Source organism: Nostoc sp., from assembly GCF_036917275.1.
Classification (GTDB): Bacteria; Cyanobacteriota; Cyanobacteriia; order Cyanobacteriales; family Nostocaceae; genus Nostoc.
In genome coordinates this window covers 192,953-216,922 of sequence record NZ_JBALDF010000059.1, presented here as the reverse complement: position 1 = coordinate 216,922, position 23,970 = coordinate 192,953, and the positions used below count along the sequence as shown (strand labels likewise).

General features: G+C 42.0%; 15 protein-coding genes. 5 read left to right on the top strand and 10 right to left on the bottom strand.

Annotated elements, in window-relative coordinates:
• Positions 1-179: 179 nt before the first annotated feature.
• The 3 genes from V7K35_RS23175 to V7K35_RS23165 form a co-directional block, all read right to left on the bottom strand.
• Positions 180-4,025, bottom strand: a complete 3,846-nt coding sequence (locus V7K35_RS23175) for a CHAT domain-containing protein (protein ID WP_335082020.1) — start codon at positions 4,023-4,025, stop codon at positions 180-182.
• A gap of 171 nt (positions 4,026-4,196) precedes the next feature.
• Entirely contained in the window at positions 4,197-4,892 is a 696-nt protein-coding gene (locus V7K35_RS23170; protein WP_335082018.1) for a hypothetical protein, read from the bottom strand.
• 423 nt (positions 4,893-5,315) lie between these two features.
• A complete protein-coding gene (locus V7K35_RS23165; RefSeq protein WP_335082016.1) occupies positions 5,316-8,489 on the bottom strand; it encodes a DUF4347 domain-containing protein in 3,174 nt (1,057 codons plus the stop codon).
• A 1,229-nt stretch (positions 8,490-9,718) separates the two neighbouring features.
• Between V7K35_RS23165 and V7K35_RS23160 the strand changes: the two genes are divergently transcribed.
• Positions 9,719-11,842: a DNA polymerase III subunit gamma/tau gene (locus V7K35_RS23160; protein ID WP_335082014.1), complete on the top strand. Its 2,124-nt coding sequence runs from the start codon at positions 9,719-9,721 to the stop codon at positions 11,840-11,842.
• A 469-nt stretch (positions 11,843-12,311) separates the two neighbouring features.
• On the opposite strand, the gene V7K35_RS23155 is transcribed toward V7K35_RS23160, so the two are convergent.
• Entirely contained in the window at positions 12,312-13,742 is a 1,431-nt protein-coding gene (locus tag V7K35_RS23155) for a glycosyltransferase (RefSeq protein WP_335082012.1), read from the bottom strand.
• 729 nt (positions 13,743-14,471) lie between these two features.
• Between V7K35_RS23155 and ebsA the strand changes: the two genes are divergently transcribed.
• Positions 14,472-14,846 carry a type IV pilus biogenesis protein EbsA gene (gene ebsA / locus V7K35_RS23150; protein WP_335082010.1) on the top strand — a complete coding sequence of 125 codons (375 nt, stop codon included), beginning with the start codon at positions 14,472-14,474 and terminating at the stop codon, positions 14,844-14,846.
• Between the two features lie 288 nt (positions 14,847-15,134).
• Here ebsA and V7K35_RS23145 read toward each other — a convergent pair whose 3' ends face one another.
• Complete coding sequence (locus tag V7K35_RS23145; RefSeq protein WP_335082007.1) at positions 15,135-15,767, bottom strand: RloB family protein; 633 nt, start codon at positions 15,765-15,767, stop codon at positions 15,135-15,137.
• Complete coding sequence (locus V7K35_RS23140; RefSeq protein ID WP_335082005.1) at positions 15,752-17,062, bottom strand: AAA family ATPase; 1,311 nt, start codon at positions 17,060-17,062, stop codon at positions 15,752-15,754. The genes V7K35_RS23145 and V7K35_RS23140 overlap by 16 nt, the downstream gene beginning before the upstream one ends.
• Positions 17,063-17,290: 228 nt before the next feature.
• Here V7K35_RS23140 and V7K35_RS23135 point away from each other — a divergent pair, with 228 nt between their 5' ends.
• The 3 genes from V7K35_RS23135 (at position 17,291) to V7K35_RS23125 (ending at position 20,816) form a co-directional block, all read left to right on the top strand.
• Positions 17,291-19,210, top strand: a complete 1,920-nt coding sequence (locus tag V7K35_RS23135; protein ID WP_335082003.1) for a GTPase family protein — start codon at positions 17,291-17,293, stop codon at positions 19,208-19,210.
• Between the two features lie 54 nt (positions 19,211-19,264).
• Positions 19,265-19,786, top strand: coding sequence for a histidine kinase dimerization/phospho-acceptor domain-containing protein (locus V7K35_RS23130; RefSeq protein ID WP_335082001.1), 522 nt, complete (start codon positions 19,265-19,267; stop codon positions 19,784-19,786).
• Between the two features lie 463 nt (positions 19,787-20,249).
• A complete protein-coding gene (locus V7K35_RS23125) occupies positions 20,250-20,816 on the top strand; it encodes a hypothetical protein (protein WP_335081999.1) in 567 nt (188 codons plus the stop codon).
• Positions 20,817-21,085: 269 nt separating this feature from the next.
• On the opposite strand, the gene V7K35_RS23120 is transcribed toward V7K35_RS23125, so the two are convergent.
• The 4 genes from V7K35_RS23120 to V7K35_RS23105 all read right to left on the bottom strand — a co-directional run bounded on the left by V7K35_RS23120 (position 21,086) and on the right by V7K35_RS23105 (position 23,931).
• Complete coding sequence (locus V7K35_RS23120; protein ID WP_335081997.1) at positions 21,086-21,583, bottom strand: DUF29 domain-containing protein; 498 nt, start codon at positions 21,581-21,583, stop codon at positions 21,086-21,088.
• A gap of 219 nt (positions 21,584-21,802) precedes the next feature.
• Positions 21,803-22,129 (bottom strand): helix-turn-helix domain-containing protein, encoded by a 327-nt coding sequence (locus V7K35_RS23115; RefSeq protein WP_335081995.1) that lies wholly within the window; start codon positions 22,127-22,129, stop codon positions 21,803-21,805.
• A gap of 4 nt (positions 22,130-22,133) precedes the next feature.
• Complete coding sequence (locus tag V7K35_RS23110) at positions 22,134-22,511, bottom strand: type II toxin-antitoxin system RelE/ParE family toxin (RefSeq protein WP_335081993.1); 378 nt, start codon at positions 22,509-22,511, stop codon at positions 22,134-22,136.
• Positions 22,512-22,821: 310 nt separating this feature from the next.
• Complete coding sequence (locus V7K35_RS23105) at positions 22,822-23,931, bottom strand: S-(hydroxymethyl)glutathione dehydrogenase/class III alcohol dehydrogenase (protein ID WP_335081991.1); 1,110 nt, start codon at positions 23,929-23,931, stop codon at positions 22,822-22,824.
• Between the last annotated feature and the right edge of the window lie 39 nt (positions 23,932-23,970).

Sequence of the window (23,970 nt, the reverse complement as noted above, 5' to 3'; positions counted from 1 at the left end):
CTAAATTTAAGATTAGATTATTGGGAAAAGTTCAGAGATCAGAATTTATAGAAGGTTTAATATCACAAGTAAATTCATGAGTAAAGTAAATTAGCTCCTGATTCTTCCACTATTGTGACTGCTGAATTCTTACGATTTTAGATTGACCTTATGAATTATTTTGACGAAGTTTCAAAAGATTAATTTGGCTTACCCGTAATCGTGAATGCTGCCCAGTAGTAAGGATGATTATAAAGATTTTTATCTGATGCCATTTTACTATTTCTATATAGTTGTGTCGCTAAATAAGTTTGAATTCGTAATTCCTCAGGGTGCAAATTATTCAAGATATCTTCATACCATTTTGTCAGTTCTCCGGCAGTTAGTTCTTTTAACCATCGTGTTGCTTCAGCTAAAGCAGTAACTGCTGATTTATTAGGGTGTAATCGTCGGTAAAACTCGATCATTACCAAGGCACTAGCCGAAGATTCTACACTCCAAAGAGTACTCACTACATGAGGAACGCCCTGACTCACAAAACCACTCCCTAAGCTCACATATTCGCTGCTGATAGTGTGGTTGCTAGTACTTAAATTTTCACAAGCAGAGAGGGTAATAAGGTTGTAACCTGCTAGATTCTGTTGGCAGATTTCATTTAAAGTAAGTTTATCTTCACCTGCTAATGCTAATTCTGACTTTTTAGGTTCAGCCAAATTATTAGTGACACGACCCGTAAAATGAAATATGTTGTAATTATCAAATAAGGACTTTTCGACAATATTTTTCGTAGCTTCAGAACCCTGAATTCGTTGAAGATTATTGAACATTTGGCTCACAATTTCAGACTCAAGTTTAGCAAATTTTAGTGTGGGATAACCTGCACTTTCAGGATGTTCAACACTAAGCAATAACTGATTTTGCCACTGCCAAATCTCTTCAGTTTTTATTGATAAACCTATTTGGGCACTAGGCAGATAGGTGACGGTGAAATTTGATTCCACATTCGGCAATTCTTCTTGAGATGGAGAAGCGAGATGGAAAAGGGTATGAATGGGCAATCTGTACAAGTCACGGTGAGGAATTAAAACCAGTTGGGTGATGCCTCCGAGTTCCTGTGCAATTGTGGAAATATTCAGGATGTTATACAGTTGCACTAGCTTCTGTTCCATGTCAACTCGCCAAGAATGCTGGCTTTTACTTTCTTTGTCTTGGGCCGTGCTGCGATATTCTTGGTATTGTTGATGCCAATTTTCTAGCCAACTTTCAAATTCAATTAGGCGTTGCACTGCTTCGGGTAGCGGCAATTCATTTAGACGGATAGCGTCTTCTCCTAAAGGTATTGCCCCAGGATCTTGCATGGGTGTAAATAGGAGGATGGGTGATGGCGCTTGGTCTTTGAGAATAAATGTGTGTAGGGCGACTGGACTAACATGCCAGTAAATAATTGCTGTTGTGGGATTGAATAGTTGTTGAATTGCGCCATACTCAGGTGAGTAAATCTCATCATTCCAGCCAGAAAGTAGCCAGTTTAAACAAGCATTTTTGCCTTGTTCGGCAATTTCCCAGGCTTCAACTAAATCGCCAGACTCTACAGCTAAATCAACTGCCAACTGCTTAAAGCCTGTAAATTTCAAAGCTAGCTGTTTTTTACTTTCGTCAGAGCGAGTTTCTTCACTCAATAATTGTTGCAATAAATCTGTGCCGCGTTGCTGTAATTCTTGAACTTGTGTTGTTTGTCCCAAACCCATCAGCACTTTGCTTAGAGATTGTAAAACCTCTAAGTGCAACTGCGGAAAATATTCTAGTGTCAGGGTTAACAACGCCTGATGATACTCAGATGCAGCTTTGCGCCAATAATCGCGGGTATTGGTATGTTTTTTGCCCTGCTCGTAGTAAGTATTACCGATCGCAACATGTAATCTACCCCAACCTTCTGGGTGGGTATCTGTCCGCAGATGCTTTAACCCTTCTTCGTAGCTGGCTAATTTTCCTTCGTAGCCGCCCTGTTGTAAGGCGGGATTTGTTATACTACTCGACAAATTCAGCAATCCGTCAGCATTCACTAAGTTGCCAACGGCGGTTCCACGACCAATCCAAGCTTCCCAATAATCTTGTTTAATTTGCAAAGCGTTGTCATAACAGACGATCGCCTCGGCAAATTGTTCTAAATAAAACAATGCTACTGCCTGATTATACCAAGCTAAGTGGAAGTCGGGTTTAATGGCGATCGCTTGTTGATAGGAGGCGATCGCTTCAACACGACGTCCTAAATTGTCTAACGCTATACCCCGGTTGTACCAAGCTAAGTAGAAGTCGGCTTGAACTGAAAGTGCTTTGTCCCAGGAGGCGATCGCTTCTGACCACCTTCCTAAATTAAACAGGACTACACCCCGGTCTATCCAAACTTCGTGGTAGTCTGGGTCAATTTCTAGCGCTTTGTCGTAAGATATAATCGCCTCTGCAAATTGTTCGCTTACAGCTAGAGCTATGCCTCGGTGATACCAGTTTTCCTGGTCTTCTGGTTCCAGATGTAGCGCTTGATCATAACTAGAAATAGCTTCCGGTAGCCAACCTAACTTCAGCAGTGCCAAACCTTTGCTAGACCAAGCTTCTTGATAGTCTGACTTAATTTCTATGGCTTTGTCAAAAGAAGCGATCGCTTCTTCAAAGTATCCTAATTCTCCGAGAGTTCCACCCCGGTTGTACCAAGCTTTGTAGTAGTCGGGTTTCAGTTCTGTGGCGGTTTGGTAAGATGCGATCGCTTCATCAAAACGTTCTAAATGAAACAGCGTTAAGCCTCGGTTAAACCAATATTCAGAAAATTCTGGTTGCAGTTCGATGGCTTGGTCATAAGATGCGATCGCGCTTAACAAATCACCTGTTTTAGCTTGGCTTAGACCTTGGTAAAACCACGTTTGAGCCTGGGTAATCGGATTATCGCTATGTCGCTCAATAATACCAGGGGAATTGCTGCTTTGAACTGCCAAGTTAGAAGCAAGTTGCTGGACTAAATTGGTACTTTGATCCAACCTTACCCACAACTCATCTAAGGTATTAGCTACATTTGGCTCTAAATTGGTCAAAGTGTTATCCCAGGTTTCCACTGAGTCAGACGTTGCTAATTCAGTTCTTTGTTTTGTGGAAAGGAGATTTACTGGTGTGTTAGTTGAAATAACTTTCTCTTCATCACCGAACCTCAGTTCGGCTAATGAGGTGATTGAATCTTCCGCTGCGGGGAGAGGAAGATTTTCTCTAATTGTGGCTTGGGCATCTTCTCGTTCATACTTCAATACCAGTTCCTCTAAATTCTCGGTCAATCTTTCTTCAAAAGAGGCATTTTCGGGCGCTGGCGTTATTGCTTCAACATTTGGCTCATCATATTCCCATAACTGCTCACCTAAGCTCCGGATTAGCTCTTGCCCAGGTGTAGTTGGGAGAATTTCTTCTGTGGTTTCTACGACATTTTGCTCATCATCCTCCCATAACTGCTCCCCCAAATTGCGGATCAGTTCTTGCCCTGGAGTAGTTTCTATTACATTTTGCTCATCATATTCCCATAACTGTTCGCCTAAATTGCGAATCAGTTCTTGCCCTGGAGTGGTTTCTGTGTCATCTTGCGCCTGATTCTCCTCATACTCTATCTGTGTGGGTAAGTTTTGCATCAGCCGGATGCCAATGTCATAGGCAACGTCTCCAATTCTGCCAATACCAAGTTCCCCCAATTGCACCATCTGTGTTGCTAATAGAGGATTCGGCGTCGGTGAAGCTAGCAAGCTTTCGCCAAACATCACCAACCAATCTATCCAGCGTTCAGCCGAAATGCGATTTTCGACCCGTTGCAGATACCTCAATGCCCACTGTTGTCCTCGTGCTTGATGCACGCCTTCTAGCAATTGGATAAACAATTGTTCCAGATCCGCATTGGTTAGTTCTGGTAGTATCTCCACCAGATTATGTCTTCTCCCACGCTTGAGAGAACTAGTCTGCTTACTTTTAATGAGGCGCTTTAAAAATCTTTTAAGCGACTGTGATATCCGCCTGAGCATCTGCCACACTCTTGGATTTTGTTTTTCTAGATTGTAGCCATCGTTGTGTTAAAAAAATCATCAATTACGTAAAAACTAATTAGATCCGGATAACGCATCCGTAGCAGGTTAGCAAAAAATATACAAAACTTCAAGAGTCCAGCATTACAACGTTACAATTCTCAGATTCAACTAATTTTCTGTTTGCTCTACAGTCGATTCACCAGCAGGATATAACTGATTAATTAATGCCTGCACAAGCACTTGGGGATCATCTGTCTCAACGGCAAGTTGTTGAGCAATCTGCTGGCGTAAGCTTTCATCCTCCTGCAACATCACAAACAACTGTTCTAGCGTGACAGTTTGGTATTCTCCCTCCGGGAGGTTCTCTGGCACATCTGCTGACTCTAATATTGGGGCGGTTGGCTCAGATGGCATCGTGCTAATAGCATCTGGTTCTTCATATTCCCAAATTGGTTCACCTTGATTGCGTGTCAACAACTGCATCCCGATACTATAGGCAACATCTCCAATTTCTCCGATGCCCAACTCACCCAGTTGCACCAACCGCGCAGCTATTTCATTATTGGGTGTAGGTGATGCTAGCAATCTTTCACCAAAGCGCCCTAACCATTCAACCCAGTCTTCAGTTGTAATCCGATGTTCAATATTATGCAGCCACTTTTGGGCCCATGCTTCCCCTCGTGCTTGATGCACTCCTTGCAACAGTTCGGTAAACAGAAATTCCAGATCCGTATCGCTTAGGGGTGGTGCTGGTTCTTTTTCCACATTCCCCCTAGATTTTGAGGCAGTCTGTTTTCCACCAAACAAGCTCTGAAAAAGCTTTTTGAGCCATTGAAATAGCCGCTTGAGCATCTGCTGCACCATCGAATATTGCTTATCCTAAAATTGTAGCGATCGCATTGGACTATGGCGCTAGTTCAGTCAATAAAATGTATGTATAGACAGAAAATCTCTTTTTTCCTCTAGGGCATTGGGCAAAGCGGAAAGACTTACTGCAACTTTCCCTCTGCTCCCCTGCACCCCTTGCTTGCTTTAACAAGTAATTAAACTCAGTGCCATTCAGCTTTAGCCCTTATTATAAACCTTTAATTATTCCCGCTCCTTACTTAAACCAATGATGCTTAACAACATTGTTCAACATTGGCTCGACTAAGTATAGGCGATGTTTAATAATTTAGACTAGTACAACACGGCGTAAATATAGCAACCATTTAAGAACCCTAAAAAGCCCATTCCGTAATACTTTTGACTTTTGACTTTTGAATGAGTGACTTCCGCCTTGCGGTACTAGGCGATAGTCAGATTGACTCGCACAATCATATCGTTGAAATCTTTGTCACCACCACTTGCTAAATCCTCAAAGCCAAAAACATTATTCCCTAACAAGCGAATGTGATCTACTTTATCAGTGTTAGCTCCTAAGAATGGGAAGTAAACTGCTGGATCGTTATTTGGATTGCTATCAAGTAAAGCATCAGGCGTACCATTACTAATAATAAATGGTACAAAGATAGAACCTGGCTGGAAAGTTCCTGTGAAAGTTGCACTACCTTGGTTATTAACTGTCAAGTCAATGCCTGCAACCCGCCCCCGAACTGCGGCTTCAGTATAACCAGCCTGTCCGGTGAGAATATCTGCTTTACCATCTCCGTTGGTGTCAATGCCACCATTTTCATCAGCTACTTGATAGAAGCCGATGAAATTCTTGAAATCTGCTTCTCTGTTGACGACAAAATCAGCTTTTACCTGATTTGTGACACCACGCAAATCAATCACTTCTCCTTGGGAGTTTCCTTGCAGATTTGTACCCAGAGGTAATGAATCATTTGTGGACTGAATTTTTACTACCAGATTATTGAAGTCAGCAGTGTTATTACCACCATCTTTCCACGCAAGGGAAAAGTCATCATTCCCCAAATCTGTAATCTTTTGCGTTAAAGGATCAGAAAATAGGATGTCTGTGAGTGGAGTTACTCCAGTTCGTACAGCATCTGTTGTACTATTTTTCACCAAATAAAATCTGAAGTTATCATCGGAGTTAAATTCCAACAGATGTATCAAATTGTCGGTATTAAACCCATTGGGAAGATTGGCAATAGCAGAGAAAATTACCTTAGCTCGGTCTAAAGCTGCTTGGGCATAACCTGCTGCGCCTGGAGCAATACCATTGATATTACCTTGAGCATCGTCAACGGTAAACACTCCTAGTTCATTTACAAGATTAGAGCTTTGTCCAGTGAGAGTAACTTGAAGTTTTGATTTGCTACTGCTATTAGAGATTTTAAAGATATCATCCGCAATTTTTGAAAGCTTAAGGGTAGGTGTGCCATTATTGGGTTCGACGGCTAATGCGAAGGTGTCAGTGGCACTTACACCATCATTATCTTTAGCTTGTAGCTCAATTGTTAGATTGACAACATCGGCGTTAGTTGGTGTACCGCTAAATGTGCGCGTAGTTGCATTGAATTTCAACCAGTTAGGTAGATTACTGCCATCTTGTAGAGTTGCTGAGTAAGTAAGATTGTCTCCGGCATCCACATCATTGAAGGTATTAGCATCAAAAGTAAAGCTGAAAGCTGTATCTTGTTGAGCTATTTGATCAGCGATCGCATTTTGTAAGATGGGTGCATCATTTACACCGATGAGGTTAATATCTAGGGTTTTGTTATCGGTAGCAGTACCATCACTAACTGTAACGGGAAATCCTTCTGTAACGTTGCTTGTCAGTGCTTCAATTCCACTATCATCAGGTGTAAAAGTATATGCTCCAGTGGTAGTGTCGAGACTAAGTGTACCGTAGGCTCCGATTTTGGTTACAGTTGTGCCATTGACTGTACCACTAGTAATCCCGTAGGTCAGAGTTTGTCCACTATCTCGGTCATTAGCCGCTAATGTACCAGTTTGAGCGGCAAAGGTGTCATCATTGGCTGTATCAGTATAATTAATAGCAATGGGAGTATTGAGAGTCGGTGTATCGTTTACACCAGTCAGGTTAATATTTAAGGTTTTGCTATCAATAGCAGTACCATCACTAACTGTAACGTTAAATCCTTCTGTAGCGTTGCTTGTCAGTGCTTCAATTGCACTATCAACGGGTGTAAAGGTATATGCTCCGGTGCTGGTGTCGAGACTAAGTGTACCGTAAGTGCCGATTTTATTGACAGTTGTGCCATTGACTGTACCACCATCAATACCGTAGGTGAGGGTTTGTTCGCTATCTGGGTCACTAGCAGCTAAGGTACCAGTTTGAGCAGTAAAGGTGTCATCATTGGGTGTATCAGTATAACTGATGACAGTGGGAGTATTGAGGGTAGGTGCAGTATTCAACTCTCCCGTCGCCCCTAAAAAGACTAAATATCCTGTGGAAGCAGTTTTCTCAACTGTGATACTCTGAAGCGTCTTAGCTGCATTCGCTGAGAACCTTACCCCAAATATTGCCGGATCATTGGCATTGTTAAAGCCAGTCGCATCAGCATTACTTAAGTCTAAGTCATTAATCAGATAGTAAAGCGTTTTCGATTCGGTAATTTCGTTATACCAGTCGGGAATCGTTTGGCTATTAGTAGTTTTCGTTGTTCCATCACTATAGTTTAAGGTCAAGTCGACATTGCTGCTTCCTTCCGTTGAAGTTAAACCTAGATGCACATAAGCATACTGACCAGAAACATTAAACGTAAAACTCCCAGTAGAGGTTTTAATCAGATGAGCATTATAGCCGTTGTCACTGTTTCTATAACTGAGTTGAATATCTGGATGAAAGTTAGTAGCGCTAAACAATCCGTTATCTGGCAGTCCATTACCCAAAGTACTATTAGCAAAAGTCGCGAAGGATTGAGTTATCAAAGCCCTGTTAGTCGCATCAACCGCCGTTTGGGTAGTGTCAGTAACTCCACCAGTACGGTTGACAATGGCATCAACATTAAATGCTGATGAAACATCAAATGGTACTGTGGGGGCTAAAATACCTGCATAATTTGCTATTTCTTGATGACTAAAAGCGAGTTTGGGTGTAATCTCACCCAGAGTCACTTCTAAATCCCAATCTCCTTCTAATGCTGCATTACCTGTCTTTGTTGCGGAAGCAGCAATTTTAGCATCAGTTAAGGAACGTAGTTTGTAGAGAAATTCCTCTCCTGCATCACCAGCAGCAACATTACAACCGTATAAAAGTAAGTTGAGATTTTCTCTTGAACACCCCTGTAACTGTGAAGTATAATTTTTTAAGGTATCAAGGTTAAGTTGGCTATTACCTAAATACAGACATCCGGGCGCACCGTGAGAAACAATGTGAACTGTATTAACTTCTGGACGGTGTTGCAAAATTTGGGTAATTTGGACTACACCATCTTGCTCACCAGAAAGGATATGCGCTTCAATACCAGGTAAAGCCCCCTGCAATAAAGTCTCAATATCATTAACAGTCGCATCAATAAAAAGCAGTTGACTTGGTTTGTAATTCATAGTTGTAAAAAATTTTTGGTTTAGTGTTTAAATGTTGCGTTCCTGACTTTTTGGTATTTAAAAGCACACATAAATAGTATCTTGATTCTTTGTAGAACAAAGACAAAGACTACACAATTGCTATGGTTATCCAACAATAAAAATCTTTAACTAAATAAACCTAAAACCCTTAGTTTATCTAGCATCAGTCTCTAAATTACAAGTTTGTGAGAGTAGTTTGAAAAGGCATTTTTGTTGCCCATTGAGAATATAACAACATTTATTTAAAAGTTATTCAGTATAAACCCTTAAAAACTATCGATATTCTTTATATGTTCTGAGTCTTGCTTGAGACAAGTATAGGACTTAGATACTGAAGCCTGAAACGTAGATCCTCCCTAAAACACACTCTCTCTCGACGCAATTTACGTCGAATAGCTTAAAGAAACCTCACCCTGGTTCTATGTAAATTATTGGAGGTTGCCCGAATTCAATCAACGACTACCCAAATTCAATAAACGACTGCCCGAATTCAATAAACGACTGCCCGAATTCAATAAACGACTGCCCGAATTCAATAAACGACTGCCCGAATTCAATAAACGACTGCCCGAATTTAATAAACGACTGCCCGAATTCAATAAACGACTGCCCGAATTTAATATAGGGCTAAAGTCCTTACTACGAACTTATCCACAAAGCATTAGACCTCTTGCAAAAATCCTTGAATCACCCCTCCCCAACCCTCACGCCACTTGCTTCAAGTCGGCAGAGCCGCCCAACGCAGTGGCTCCCCTTATGAAGGGGAGGGGGCAAGATTTAAAGTTTCCCCCCAATATATCGGGGAGCCACTGCGTTGCGGAGGTTCCCTCCGTTGTAGCAAGTGGCGTGGGATTAAGGGGGGTCTATTCGACTTATGCAAGAGGTCTATTGTTGATGTGGTGTACTACTAACCCCTTATTGAAGAAAGAAACTTGGGGATTTGTCTATTTCTTTAATCTTCCCAACTCTTCATAGAACAAATGTACTAAATGATATGCTATAATTCCAATACGATTGATCTTGAAATCATAGTAAAAGATATGCTCTGGCTGCAAGTTTCCTGAGTGCCAAAATTTACGGCATTAGTTGAGTCTTGCCTTATGGCAATATCGACAAACAAAGCAGGTACGAGAGTTTAAAATAGTTGAATCCTAAACTCGACTCGGTGCTAGTAATTAACTTTGAAAGGCATTGAAGTCTATATTTTCATGTCTTACGAACCCCTGCACCACAAATATCGCCCCAAAAGTTTTGCTGAACTGGTGGGACAAGAGGCGATCGCTACCACCCTCACGAACGCGATCGGCACATCCAAAATCGCCCCTGCCTATTTATTCACTGGGCCTAGAGGTACGGGGAAAACTTCTAGTGCCCGGATTCTGGCTAAATCCCTCAATTGTCTCAAAAGTGACAAGCCTACTGCTGAACCCTGCGGGGTGTGTGAAGTTTGTCAGGGAATCACCAAGGGCTACGCCTTAGATGTAATTGAAATCGATGCCGCTAGTAATACTGGTGTCGATAATATCCGCGAGTTGATTGAAAAAGCCCAGTTTGCTCCTGTGCAGTGTCGCTACAAGGTTTATGTAATCGACGAGTGTCACATGCTCAGTACTCAGGCATTTAACGCGCTACTAAAGACACTAGAAGAACCACCGAGATATGTAGTTTTTGTGTTGGCGACAACAGATCCGCAACGGGTGTTACCAACAATTATTTCGCGCTGTCAAAGGTTTGATTTTAGACGCATTCAATTAGAAGCGATGGTAAAGCATTTAAGTGCGATCGCATCTAAAGAAAACATTCATATTTCACCCGATGCTGTAACCTTGGTAGCCCAACTTGCTCAGGGAGGGTTACGAGATGCCGAAAGTCTACTCGATCAATTGGGTTTGTTAGCAGGTGTTGTGACACCGGATAGAGTTTGGGATTTAGTGGGGACAGTGAGCGAACAAGACTTACTGGGGCTTTTAAATGCGATCGCTCAAGATAAACCTGAAGCAGTTCTAGACTGTATTCACTACATTCTAGATCGTGGTCGAGAACCGCTAACTCTTCTGCAAAATCTCGCCGCCTTCTACCGCGATTTACTTATTGCCAAAACTGCACCCAACCGCCACGATTTGGTTGCTTGTACTCAGCAAACCTGGACAGCGCTGGTTGAGTTTGCTCAATACTTTGATATGAGCGTGATTTTAGCAGGACAAAAACACCTGCGAGAAGCTGAAGTGCAAATTAAAAATACCACCCAGCCGCGTTTGTGGTTAGAGGTAACATTATTAGGATTGTTACCCAGTGCGACGATTATTCAGCCACAAGCCCCAAGTGTCGCGCCGCTTAACACACTTGCTGTATCTCCAAGCTATCCTCCAGCAGTTACCCAAAATCAGCCCGTCTCTTCTGTACCTCTAGCTGAACCGAAAACAAATCACAATTCTGCATCTCCCAATCACCTAGCAGTTGCCCAAAATCAGCCCGTCACTTCATCTCCTCCAATTGAACGGCAAATAAATCACAATTCTCACCTAGCAGTTGCCCAAAATCAGCCCGTCACTTCATCTCCTGCAGTTGAACGGCAAACAAATCACAATTCTGCTGCTAACTCAGTTTCACCACCAACCCCAGAACCTGTATCTGTTCCTGTGCCGCCTGCGAAAATCGAACCAGTAACTTCAGAAGTTGTTGAAGAAGCAGAATATGACTTAACTCAGGTTTGGCAACAGGTGCGTGCTAATTTTCCGATGCCTTCCAGACAAGCTTTATTGGGGCAAATGTGCCAGCTAATAGAGTTTAACGGTACTGTAGCGCGTATTGCTGTCAAAGGTTCTAAATGGTATGAAACACTCAAATCTGATCTGCCGATGATGAAGGCAGCTTTCCAGCAGACTTTTAAGCGTGAAGTTCAAGTAAATCTGGAACAAGTAAGCTCTGTAACTCCTACCTCAGCTAAAAAAGCTCCTCCGCCAAAAGACTCTACTCGCCCTCAGCAACCGCCTACTCCCAGTTACAACCAGCAAATTCCACCTTCAGCGCCAGTACCACAGCCACCAAGTCCACCACCAGCAACAGCACCAGTAAAAACCGAGCCGGTAGGAAAGAATGGAAATGGGGTAAATGGAAATGGAGCAAATGAAAATGGGGTGTTCGCTTTGCCTACAGCGCCAAAGCGAACACCCACACCTGATTGGGAACCTGACGAAGTAGCGATCGCAGCTCAACGTCTGGCAGAATTCTTCAACGGACAAATTATCCGCTTTGCAGAGGATTCAACACAATTCTCCGATTCTATAACTACATCTGAGTGGGTAGAGGAATCAGAAGTTGATGATGATTGAACCACCCCACCGCATAAGCGGATGGGGATTCCTGACATCTCGTGATGACAGTGGGACATTCAAGTATCCCTCTAGACCCTCAAACTAACACCCATACAAGAGGCGTAAGAATTGGGCTTACTTTTATGGTTTGGATTTAAGCTTTCAGAGTCTATCACTCAGCCTCATGAGGTACGCTCTGCATTCTGATATTGCTTGTCAGTTGTTTAGGCTTGCTGCTTAAAAACAGTAGTGACTTACTGCGCCGGAATCTCACCAAAACTAGAATGCTTCAACACGTAGACAGTTGCTCATACTCACTTTTCTATTTTAACATTCAAAGGCAATTGTCTACTGCGCTCCGCTTGCGTTTTCCGCTATCCATCCCCTAAGCTACAGACGGATGGGGAATTCCTTTGAATTCCGATAAAAAAATGCAAAATTATTATTGCTAATTTTGCATTTTAAATTTTAAATTCTCCGTTAAGGGCTATTCCCCATTCCCCGTATGCAAGGTTTTCACCCATTTCAAGCGCTTTGGTCTTACCGACATGCGGGCAGTAGTAGTGCTCATGACGACTAACCAGTGCAACATATATAAACTGCCACGCAGGGTTTGCACCAGCAACAGAAAATATGTAGAAAGTGGGAATTTCTGATCTTGACGTATCCGTTTCAAACCTGTAAACATCCCTACCATCGACATAGAAATGGACAAGCCTGTGATCGGACTTAACATTGGTGGACGATGGCGGGCGATCGCCATTAATAAATCTGGTACTGTTGCTGTCGGCAAGATATACATAATCAGCATAAAAATCAGCAAATCCCAGCTTTTGCGCCCTCCCATGCGGTTTTTGAGAATTAAATCCCAGTAATCCAAATAGCGTTGATAACCGCCTTCTGCCCAACGGTTGCGCTGATGCCAGAGTGCAACAGCACTTGTCACTCCTTCTTCTTGCACCGCTGGATGAAAAACACACTCAATATCCCATTTTTCTAAATGTAAGCGGATTGTCAAATCCAAATCATCGGTAATGGTTTCCTCATTCCAGCCACCGCAGCTTTCCAAGGCTGAACGCCGGACAAATTGACCATTGCCCCGCAGTTCGCCAATACCACCAAGGGCAGTCCGCTGTTGCTGAAACCAGGTATCAAGTGCCATTTCTGCCATTTGACCCTTAGTCCAAAAGTTTTCTTTAGCGTTGGCGTTCGCGTTAGCGTCTGCTTGCAGAATCGCTTTTCGCACCTGCACCGCCCCTACCTTTTCCCTTTGAAATAAAGGTATTACCTTTAGTAACAAATCTGGTGCCACTTGGGCATCAGCATCAAAGACTGCTATAATGTCGCCCTTTGTCAGCGGCAATACCTGATTCAACGCCCCTGATTTGCCACCACTAGCTTCTGCTGAACGCCTTAGTATTTTCAGTTGTTCGTATTTCTGTTCTAGTTCTGCTAATAAATGTGGCGTGCTATCACTGCTGTGATCGTCAATTATCCATACTTCGTACTGCCCACCTGGATATTCCAGATTACAAAGATTATTGACTAATTTAGCAATTACCGTTTCCTCATTTTTCGCAGCCACTAGCATAGATATAAAGGGCAAATCTCCCTGTATTTCTTTTGGATAGCGACGGGATTTAGCAAACACTACCACCAAAGCATGAAATCCTAGAATGGTGGTCAGTCCTAGAATTAATATGGAAGCCCAAGAAACTAAATGTAGAGCGATCGTGCCACTCCAGACAATAGTCAAGACTAGAGCGGCTTTGCGTCTACGACCTTGAAACTGGGATGTTAAAGACACAGGTTCTGTCTCAGACGCTGACTCCTCATCTACTGATAGGTCAGACAACAAGGAGTTGAGCGAATCAAGCTCTTGATAAGAATCTTCTTCGGGCCAGGAATTCGCTGGCATAGGTTAGTTGATTTAAAAACCAGTATTTGTCTACAGTTAGTAATTTTACGGACAAATATCCCCAAGCTACTTTTCCCGATATTAATCGAAATGGGTAAACTGCAATACCCGCTATCCCTAAGCTACAAGCCGCTGGGACTACCTTTGTTTTCACCGTCACTGTGCTTAATTACCTTGTGTTAACCACCTTTACTACTCTTATACAGAGGCTTAATTCCTTTGATAACCACTTGGGTAGGAAGCCTGTATCGGACTTTCACTAATGGAAACTCCAGATTAGGAAAAGTAATCACAAGATAGCAGCAGTTTATCGTTGCCAGCAATAGCAATAAGGACATCCACCACTTTTCAGTGAGGATTTTTAGTGTTATTGCCCCCAGCTTCGATAAAAGTTAATGCAGCATCATTGTAACCGAAATTTTAATATTTCTTAGCAGTAACTTCATTTATGGGACATTGAGCATGGGCTATGGGTCAATAGTTCTTCTTCCCATGCTCCCCTACTGTGTGCTTTAGACACATTTTTTGGGAATACTACTAAGAGCTACTAACGCTCTTTTATATCTCTGAAAATAGAAAAATAAGATGCTCACCGCTTGATAAGCATTACCAAAAAAATCCTTGTTTGGAACCAAGCACGGAGAAACAAGGTTTTAAATATTCTCTAATGAGAGTAATAAAAGAACGTTAATATCCCCAATTGCTAACTAACTTGAAGAATATTTAACAATGTCTATTGAGCAACTCCAGCCTGTCACTCAACAACAAGCAAGCGTTTACTTACCTTACATTCAGGGTGCTAAGCGCAATTTCTTACCCTATGCCATCAGTCTCTATCAAAAAGGGGTCTTGGAGGGACAACGGAAGATAGAAGCCAGTGAGCATGTCCCCTTTGTAGCCTCCTGGAATGTTGGTACTTTACCCTCAGACTTAACGCGTTGCCGAATCCAGTTTGATGGCAACGCTGATCTAAGTTATGAACTGATGATGGCCAGTTTTGAGTTTATTAATTTTTTAATTGAACTTATGGACAATTATAAACGTCATCGTGCAACCGATTTTTCACAACTGTTTTACCGCAAGCTGCTGCGTATAGACGATTGATTAAACTCAGCCGGACTTTTGCAAGTTCGGCTTGTCTTTAAAACTACCCTATATGATTATGAAATTTATCTAGGACTTACGCAAAAATTGCCAAAAAGCTTAATTTATCGAACCGCCAAGACGCCAAGAGCGCCGAGAATTCGTAGAGTGTGCGTAAGTCCTATTATCATTACTCCATTAGCGATCGCATAAATTATTCAAATAAAGCCACGACGCGTGAACAACCACCATTTTTGTAATCACGCACTAATTAAATAAAGCTGATTAAAATAATTTTAAGTAATTTCTCTAACTATTCTTTAAACTTAATAAACTACTAATCAGTTTAGGCAAGCCACTACAGCAGGGATTTGAATGCTCAGATAATTCATTTAGTTCTATCTGCTTTGCAATCTTCTCAGCACGTTGAATTGCTTGTTGAGTTAAGGATTTCAATGGTTTTGGATACAAGCACATTGATTTGTCATAGTCTGGTATATGCATTTCAAGCAAATTAACTAATCTATCGCGAGTGATTTGTGCAAAATGGTCTTGAAAGTGAATTAGATACCAGAGTTCAAAACAAGGATTTGTAATTGCCAGATCAATCTTTTGGCTTTTAGCTCGATTTATTGCACTTTGCCAATTTGCCAGACTTTTTTCAATATGCTCATCTCCGTCAAAAACAGCCCAAGCTTTATCTTCTTTACTCCACTGCTGGTTATCTTTCCTCTGCTGTCGTTCTTCGATGAGTCTTTCAATAATGCTACGTGGATCAGTTCTGTTTTGATGAGGTAATACAATAATATCTAAAATTGATGAACGTAATTCATTGCGGATACTATTAAAATAAATTGGTTCTGTTTTACTTCCTTCACAAGCAATTAGTATTTTCTGAGCAATATTTCTACTAGGTGGGCGACGGTTTAACTTTCTTGGCACTGCTCATCACCCTGTAAGATCATTTCCTCTTCAGGTGGGAGAAACGGAACGGCTCCAAAATGACCATCTAAATAAGCTCTGTCAATAGCCAAATCATTTCGCACATGGAAATCAGTCAAAGGATACAACTCAGTGCTTTGATCAGAGCGCTTTTGAGTAAACCAAATTTGATCGCGTCGTAACAAGTTGTTTCTTTGTAAGGTATTATCATGACTTGTCAAAATTAGTTGAGCGTTTCTTGGATTGGTTTTAGAATTTTGAAATATTCTGATAATACTTCTTACAATATTAGGATGAATATTTGTGCCTAATTCATCAACAATTGCCAATCCTCCTATTTCCAGAGAGAATACTATGCGGAATGCCAATTGAAATAAGTGCTGAGTACCAAGAGACTCTTCATCAAAAAGCCAGTGAATTTCATTACCGTCATTAGTATTATGTACAGCATATATGTTATAGCCAATCCGTTCATCAGATTTTTTTTGAAATTCTATTCTGGACAGTCCCGTATCGAATTTTTGTACAATCTTTAATGTTTCTTTAAGTAATTTATTGAACAATGAAATATTTGGATTCTCCGTAATTATAGCTAAAAATAAATCTTCAATCCTCAAACTGATTCCATGTGAAGCAGCTTTTAACCAATCTAAAAAAGACTGAATTTTATCTACTTTCAATTTTACTAATGTAGTAATAAATAACTCATTTTCTCTAATATTCTCCTGAAGTTGATTATGCGCTCCAGCAAAATCATCACCAGTTTTCCATATAAATTTCTTGTTACCCTCATTCCATTGACGATGAAACAAACGGCGCGGACGCTTAGTTGTATTTAAAGTATAGTCCAATTTTTCTAATAGTATATGATTCTGATTAAGTGTTAAAGAATAGGTATAAATAGCATTATTAAATACAGTTCTTAACTCAAATTTTGTAGCGTTATGAATAGAGATACTATCTAATTTAAAAGGGTTTAATGTTGCATATTTAAAGATTCTCTGCAATGTTACTGCTTCCTGTGTACCATGAAACATCATCAGCAATAAATAATCCAGAGCTTGAATAACATTACTCTTGCCTGATGCATTAGCTCCAAAAATTGCTAGAACAGGTAAAAGCTCAATGTCCCACCCTTCAACATGATATCCAGGTGCAATTTCATGATCTGACTTCACCCGTTTGCGTTTGCTGCTTTGGCTTGTCTGACGATCGCTTTGTTTTTGAGCAACCGCACTTAGGGTTACAGGTTCTTTAATTGAGCGGTAGTTTTCGACTGTAAAATCTACAAGCATAATTCAACGTCCACAAGGCAGTTTTTTGTGATTTATTCACGTAAATATTATCTTAAAGGTAGGCAAATCTCCACTTTTACCCCAACAGATCATATGAACTAGCAGGCAGTGTAAGCTATTACCAGCAAATTCTTACACTTTAATACACGCATTAATCCAGAACTCACCACAAGATAATTAGATCGACAATAGCAATATAAGAAGTCTAATCAAGGCAGGTATAGGGCAATGGTGCGATTAAAACCGTGGCAGTGGGTCGTCTTAGCAATCCCGATCGCTTTTATCATCATTTTTTTACTGGTAGCCGCCGGTTCACAAATTCATGCGTGGGGCATTAATTGGATTTGGGGTGTATTCACCTTTTTATTTGTGGGTTGGCGTTGGCTGTTGGTAAAATGGACTCAACCTGCTGTTAACCAAGTGGAAGCTGTATTAACCCAAGTCCGCGAAGAACTGGAATCGACAGCAGAGGATACAGTAGGGCCACGAGTGGGAAGTGATGTCACAAAGCTTGCAGAAACCGCACTCCAAGAGATACTGCAAGCAGCACAGAGCGATCGCCCGATTTGGGAAGACTGGCAAACTTTTTGGACACGATGCCAGGATTTGGTTGTAGCGATCGCTCGTATCTACAATCCTCAAATTCAATATCCCCTGCTGAACATTTACGTCCCCCAAGCTTATGGGCTGATTCGGGGAACGGTGGATGACATGGATCAGTGGATGCAGAAGTTATCCCCTGTCCTTAATCAGGTGACAGTTGGGCAAGCATACCAAGGATACGAGGTCTATCGAAAGTTGGAACCATCGGCTCGGAAATTCTGGAAAGCTTGGAACTGGGCACAGTGGGTCTTAAATCCAGTGGCGGCGGTGGCAAAACAAGTCAGCAAGGGTTCTAGTAACCAGGCAACTCAGCAATTATTGGGGAATTTGAGCCAGTTATTCCGGGAAGCTGCCTTGAGAAACTTATGCCGACAGGCGATCGCTCTCTACGGAGGTGGGACATTACCAGCTTCAGCAACCGCTGTTTCTACCCCAACTCTACCCAAAGCAAAAACCCAAACACTCCGAGAAATCCTGACTCAAGCTCAACCAGCCGAGGTAGTTGAGCAAAAACCTGTTAATATTCTGCTGGTGGGGCGCACAGGGTCAGGAAAAAGTAGCCTAATTAACACACTATTTCAGGCGGATTTAGCAGAGGTAGATGTTTTACCCAGTACCGATCGCATTCAGAATTATCAATGGCAGACTCAAAGTGGGGAAGCCTTGACACTTTGGGATACACCTGGTTATGAACAAGTCAACCGTGCTGCTCTTCGAGACCTAGTGCTTGATTATGCCACTGATGCAGATTTGCTGCTGTTAGTTACCCCTGCTCTCGATCCTGCCCTGCAAATGGATGTAGACTTTTTGCAAGATATGAAAGCAGAAGTTGCAGATTTACCTGCGATCGCGATCATCACTCAAGTAGATCGCCTGCGTCCGATCCGCGAATGGCAACCGCCTTATGATTGGGAATGGGGCGATCGCGCCAAGGAAATTGCCATCCGAGAAGCTACTGAGTATCGCAGCAAACTGCTGGGAAACTTCTGTAATCTAGTTCTACCCGTGGTTACAGGTGACAGCAAAACAAGTAGAATCGCTTGGGGAGTAGAGGCGCTATCGTTAGGATTAATAAATGCGATCGCACCAACAAAGCAACTCCGTCTCGCCCGCTTTTTGCGTAATTTAGAAGCCCGCACCGTCGCCGCTGCCAAAATTATCGACCACTATACTTTCCAGATGACGACAACACAGGGACTAGCGGCATTGCTCAAAAGTCCCGTCCTCCAGTTTGTTTCTACACTCTCAACCGGATCTCCAGCCCTAGCGTATATGCTGGCGGAGCAAATTTCCGTGGAACAGTTGCCGATTGTAATTGGCAAACTTCAAATGGGATATGAGCTTTTCTCGCTTTTGAATGCAAGTAACTCTAACCCGCTCAACTTTGAATTGCTATCCCTCTGGCCGCTAATCCTGGAAAATTCCACTTCACCCGATCGCAACGCCTGGGCATTTGGTCACGCCCTAGTGGAATACTGGACTCAAAATTTGACGGTTGAACAACTCCAACGGCGATTTGAGTATTATTTGGCGATCGCCAAGTAAGTTTGTTTGGAATGTTTGCGTTTTCCGCTCAGGTATTGCATCTCCAGTTGGGCAATGCTCAATAAACAAGCAGCCGTGATTGAGGACATTAACCAGGATGCTCGAATTCCTCTTGATACTTACAAAGTGACTTTCGTCAAGATTTTAGTGATGGTTTTCATACGGATTTCTGATCCACTGGATGCGATCAAAGCCTACTGGAGTACACCACACCTAGCCACGCCCCAAGAGATCGGAATGCTTAAGATTTTGACCGACACTACAGCAGTTGCGATCGCCAACCTTCAACTTTTCCAGAAACTGACGAACCAAAACGCCTTGAAAGATAAATTTATTGCGATGCTAGCTCACAAGTTGAGGAATCCCGTTGCTCCCATCTCCAACGGGGTTCAGCTTCTCAAGTTGAAGCTAGGCGAGACTGGCGCAGTCGGACAAACAGTTTTAATGATGCAACACCAGATTAAGCACCTCTCGAAATTGAGCGATGAGTTACTTGATGTATCGTCCATTACTTATGAGAAGATTTTATTAAACCTAGAGAATATTAATAGCTTTTTATGTATTAAAAAATCTTAAGATATGGCGCTGATACTATTCTTAATAGATTAGCTGTTAATAGTTAAAGTCTGAATATTATGTATTGACAAATTTACTTCATTATAGTAAAAGGAGCAATATTTTTGCGTTCAGAATATGATCTTTATGTATTTTACTTGAGACGAAAAGTGGGAGAATGTCTCGTAAGAAATAGTACTTACAAATAATGACAATCACTATGATACCAGTCACGAATACGTTACATGCGCTTCGGTTCTAAAGCGCACTGGAGCCAAAAAACTCCTCAACCGAGTTCATTATATGGACGGGCGCACCAATCGCTTACATACGATTTAGATGGATGGTGGGGATTGAGGAGAAGACTTTATGCGTTGGGTGATAGATGTGTAACGGTTGATTGTTGAGGTCGTCAAGAAACCTTTTGCTACTTCTGGATAAGTTTCGGTAACACAAATATGTAATTAATCAGGAGAACATCCTCATGTCTAATCAAGATGTCGTTAAATTTGGTGATACCTTCTATATCAAGCATGAGAGCAGTAAATACTTAATTGCAGTTGAACAAGGACGCTACAACTGGCCAAAGTTGAGCCAAGAGAAAAAAAAATTAGCAAAACTTGAACTTGTGGGCGGCAATGGCGAGGTTCAATCCAACAGCCGCATTAAAATCAAAACGACAGAATCAGCAATAAGCAACAGTAATGTTTTGGGGGCTTTTGCGGATAGCCATGATTGTTACTATTGGCAAGATGGCTACGATGAGGATAAACAGAGCTGGCAGATTACGAAAGCGGATGGCGATGCAGGTCCAATTCGCTATGGCGATCGCGTTCGCATCACCAACATCTCCTACAGTAATCAAAGCCTAGCTCTCGATACAAAATACGATGGTTATATAACTACCGTGGAAAATGCTAGCGACTCGTGGATCTTAGCACCTGCTGCCGTAGAGGCTTCTTTTAGAGGTTTAGACGATACAGGGAGGCACGATCCGGAGGAAGTAAGTGATGGAGAGGATGATGATGATGATGGTCCTACTTGGTTCTAATTCATCTGTACTACCGGATTTTTCTCGTTCGTCGTCGGGTTTCGTGGCGTCGTGTTGCGTATTTAACGGCGACGACGCCAAATAAGTTCCGGCTCTACCACGGAATTCATTTCCTCTCAAAGCTGCCTTTCCTGCCGTCTAGGAGACTGATTTGCCCGGATGAATTGCTCCACAATTGCCCTCACAACGGGGCTTTCCATTATCTGACACCGTGATGGGGAGTTCTTTAACAGGGGTAGGAGACGGGGGAGAGGGATTAAACATTGCTTTTATCCCATTAAATCATCTGTGGCAGGCTCACCCAGATAAAAGCGATCGCTCAGAATTTCCTCAAAAGGATATAAGCATTGCTTGGGAAAAGTTGAGAGTGGTAGATTTGTCTCTCCTGATGCTAAATCCCTACCGTTTTCATAGGATTCCTGGAGTGCTTCTTCAAGGTAAGGCTTTAGGCTAGGATTTTCGTTCATCAACTTGAGAATTTCCCGTCGTTGTATTCTAATTGTCGCTAACCAGCTACGATTTCGTTGCTCTGGTTGATATTCCCATTTGAGTAAATGTCCAATTAATATACTAAGACGATTTCTCAATTCTTGGCGTTCCTTTCTTCCCAAAGATTCGATTTCCTCAATTAAATTGGGCAAGTCAAGCAGGTTCCATTGGTGATGACGCAGAAGGTTAGCCTGTTCTTGAGTCCAAGTGTAAAAGTCATTTTCGTAGAGGTTTGGCATCAGGTTTACCGCAGGTTGTCCGGTTTGTGGTATCTGCATAGTGAGTTCAAAACAAGCGTGAACTTTCCCTAATTATAGTAAAGGATCATAGATGTGCATTGGTGTCAAACTTTTCTGGTTTCTCTTCCCATTTGGGTGGAAATGCCGATTGTGGGGACTAACGATGCAAAGCTAGATTATTGCTAACTTTTAAAGATATCCCTTTAGAATCAACTAAAGGGGTATCTTATATGCCGTCACAAGTGTTTTATCTATTACTTAGCAAACAACTATTGTCCGAGCTTGCTTGCGGTCTTCAGATTTTCGTTTGATGACAATCTCTACATCATTATCTAAATCATTCAAAAATTGAAATAATCTATCAATTGAAAAACCTGAAAGTCTGCCTCTCACCAATGCTGAAATTTTTGGTTGATCAATTCCTAAAAGTTCAGCAGCTTGGACTTGTGTTAATTTACGGAAAGTGATTGCTTCACTGATTTTACGTGCTAGTTCAGCTTTCACTAATCTTTCTTCAGAATTAGGTAAACCTAAATCAGCAAATACATTTCCACTGCTAGTATAAACGCTATTTTCTTTAGTCACTTATTTACTCCTTTTGTTTAGCAGCTTGTTCCGAATAGTCTTCCTGGGCGGCTTTTAACCTCTTTTTTATTAAATCTATATCTTGTTGTGATGTAGCAATACCATGTTTTGACTTCTTTTGAAACGCGTGTAATAAGTAGACAAACCTCGCAAATTTTACAGTGTACACTGCTCGGTATGTATCTCCATCAAAATCATCTACAACCTCTAAAACCCCGCCTCCTCTAAAACCGCGCAGGGGTTTTGCATCGGGATGCTTACCCCCATGTTGTGCTACATCAAGGGCGTAACCCATTACGTCTTGTACGTCTTCAGGGAAATCCTTTAAGTCATCTAAAGCGCTTCCAATCCATTTGAAAGCTTTTTGGTGCGTTTCGCTCATGTAATAGTTAGTATGCTAGATTTAGCATACTCTGTCAATAAGTAAATCAGTTGTATCAAAACTAGTACACCACTACCAGCTATTTCTGAATTTAGTTACGGATTGGAAGTGACTGACGAGCAGGTGTCGGGAGCGGCTGCGGCGTTGGCGATGCTGTCGCCGATGAGCAAAGATGTCAGGGAATATAACATTTGTAGCCAGAGGCTGTAAACAAGGATTTTCTCTCGTATTTTGGCTGAAGTTGATACGCATTACATCTGTGCGCTCTTACAGTTAATTGTATTTTAAGAAAAAGCGTTGCATCTAATAGCTAAAAAGTCACCACGCTGCGAATTGATTCACCTTTGTGCATCAATTCAAAAGCATCATTAATTTGCTCAATGGGCATTACATGGGTAATCAAATCATCAATATTTATCTTACCTTCCATATACCAATCAACAATTTTCGGCACATCTGTACGTCCTCTAGCACCACCGAATGCTGAACCTTTCCAAACGCGCCCAGTTACTAATTGAAAAGGACGAGTACTTATTTCTTGTCCAGCACCAGCAACACCAATAATCACACTGACACCCCAACCTTTATGGCAGCATTCTAATGCTTGACGCATAATTTTGACATTACCTATACATTCAAAACTGTAATCAGCACCGCCTTTTGTTAAATCAACCAGATAGGGAACTAAATCACCCTCTACTTCCTGGGGATTGACAAAGTGCGTCATGCCAAACTTTTCTGCCAAGGCGCGTTTGCTGGGATTAAGATCCACCCCGACAATCATATTTGCTCCCACCATCCGCGCCGCTTGGATGACATTTAAACCAATACCACCCAAGCCGAAAACCACGACATTTGCTCCCGGTTCCACCTTGACAGTATTAATGACTGCACCAACACCAGTAGTCACACCACAGCCAATGTAACAAACTTTATCAAATGGGGCGTCTTCCCGAATTTTTGCCAGAGCGATTTCCGGCAGCACCGTATAGTTAGCAAAAGTGGATGTACCCATATAATGATGAATCATCTGTCCATCAATGCTAAAGCGACTAGTGCCATCGGGCATAACACCGCGTCCTTGAGTTAAGCGAATGGCTTGACAAAGATTCGTTTTGAAACTCAGACAATATTCGCACTGACGGCATTCGGGAGTGTATAAGGGAATTACATGATCCCCTGGTTTGAGACTGGTGACACCAGCGCCTACCTCCACTACTACACCAGCACCTTCATGCCCCAAAATTGCCGGAAACAAACCTTCGGGATCGTCACCAGATAGGGTAAAGGCGTCAGTATGACAAACCCCACTGGCTTTAACCTCAACTAACACTTCGCCTGCTTGTGGCCCCGATAGTTGAACGGTTTCAATTGTCAACGGCTTACCTGCGCTGTAAGCTACTGCTGCTTTAACTTGCAATGTCAGCCCTCCTGTATAGTTTTTTGACGTTCTCTCCAA

Excerpts from the sequence above, each read along its gene's own strand:
- V7K35_RS23175 (WP_335082020.1), bottom strand. The coding sequence starts at position 4,025 with ATGCTCAGGCGGATATCACAGTCGCTTAAAAGATTTTTAAAGCGCCTC.
- V7K35_RS23170 (WP_335082018.1), bottom strand. The coding sequence starts at position 4,892 with ATGGTGCAGCAGATGCTCAAGCGGCTATTTCAATGGCTCAAAAAGCTT.
- V7K35_RS23165 (WP_335082016.1), bottom strand. The coding sequence starts at position 8,489 with ATGAATTACAAACCAAGTCAACTGCTTTTTATTGATGCGACTGTTAAT.
- V7K35_RS23160 (WP_335082014.1), top strand. The coding sequence starts at position 9,719 with ATGTCTTACGAACCCCTGCACCACAAATATCGCCCCAAAAGTTTTGCT.
- V7K35_RS23155 (WP_335082012.1), bottom strand. The coding sequence starts at position 13,742 with ATGCCAGCGAATTCCTGGCCCGAAGAAGATTCTTATCAAGAGCTTGAT.
- ebsA (WP_335082010.1), top strand. The coding sequence starts at position 14,472 with ATGTCTATTGAGCAACTCCAGCCTGTCACTCAACAACAAGCAAGCGTT.
- V7K35_RS23140 (WP_335082005.1), bottom strand. The coding sequence starts at position 17,062 with ATGCTTGTAGATTTTACAGTCGAAAACTACCGCTCAATTAAAGAACCT.
- V7K35_RS23135 (WP_335082003.1), top strand. The coding sequence starts at position 17,291 with ATGGTGCGATTAAAACCGTGGCAGTGGGTCGTCTTAGCAATCCCGATC.
- V7K35_RS23130 (WP_335082001.1), top strand. The coding sequence starts at position 19,265 with ATGCTCAATAAACAAGCAGCCGTGATTGAGGACATTAACCAGGATGCT.
- V7K35_RS23125 (WP_335081999.1), top strand. The coding sequence starts at position 20,250 with ATGTCTAATCAAGATGTCGTTAAATTTGGTGATACCTTCTATATCAAG.
- V7K35_RS23120 (WP_335081997.1), bottom strand. The coding sequence starts at position 21,583 with ATGCAGATACCACAAACCGGACAACCTGCGGTAAACCTGATGCCAAAC.
- V7K35_RS23110 (WP_335081993.1), bottom strand. The coding sequence starts at position 22,511 with ATGAGCGAAACGCACCAAAAAGCTTTCAAATGGATTGGAAGCGCTTTA.